The organism is Streptomyces sp. SID12501, assembly GCF_010550245.1.
Lineage (GTDB): Bacteria > Actinomycetota > Actinomycetes > Streptomycetales > Streptomycetaceae > Streptomyces.
Genome location: NZ_JAAGLU010000491.1, coordinates 1 through 487, shown reverse-complemented (window position 1 = coordinate 487; position 487 = coordinate 1). Strand labels below are relative to the sequence as shown.

The following is a 487-nucleotide window of genomic DNA, read 5'->3' as shown; positions in this document are numbered from 1 at the left end:
CCGTCTACCTGCTGGTCTTCCAGCACATCCCCGTCGAGCGAACCGCGCGGCTGATCAGGGACGTGACCGGTGCGGAGGTCTCCACCGGCTGGGTGGCCTCCCTGCTCCCTGAGGCTGCCGGCCTGGTCGACGACTCGGTGGACCTGATCCGGGCCCTGCTCGTGATGGGGCACATCCTTCACGCGGACGAGACACCACCCGCATCGGCAGCGTGCGCCGCTGGCTGCACGTGGCCTGCAGCGACTTCCTCACCCTGCTCCACCTCGCCCCGCGCTCACGCGCCGGGGCTGAGGCGCCCCGAACCTTCCGGACAGTGGTCCCACTACGGTGGGATCACTCGGAAGGGGAAGTCGGTTGTCGCAGAATCGTAGGAAATTTAGCCCGGAGTATCGCGAAGAGGCCGTAAAGATGGTGATCGAGACGTCGCGTCCGGTCGCCCAGGTCGCCCGGGAACTCGGCCTCGGTGAAGGAACTCTGGGAAACTGGG

Annotated in this window: 2 protein-coding genes; both read left to right on the top strand. The window is 67.1% G+C overall.

The window, feature by feature from the left end:
* Window positions 1-62: 62 nt before the first annotated feature.
* Complete coding sequence (locus G3I71_RS53075; protein ID WP_369335589.1) at window positions 63-371, top strand: hypothetical protein; 309 nt, start codon at window positions 63-65, stop codon at window positions 369-371.
* On the top strand, window positions 328-487 hold a 160-nt coding region (locus G3I71_RS53070), incomplete at its 3' end, for a transposase (protein ID WP_369335588.1). The genes G3I71_RS53075 and G3I71_RS53070, both read left to right, overlap by 44 nt.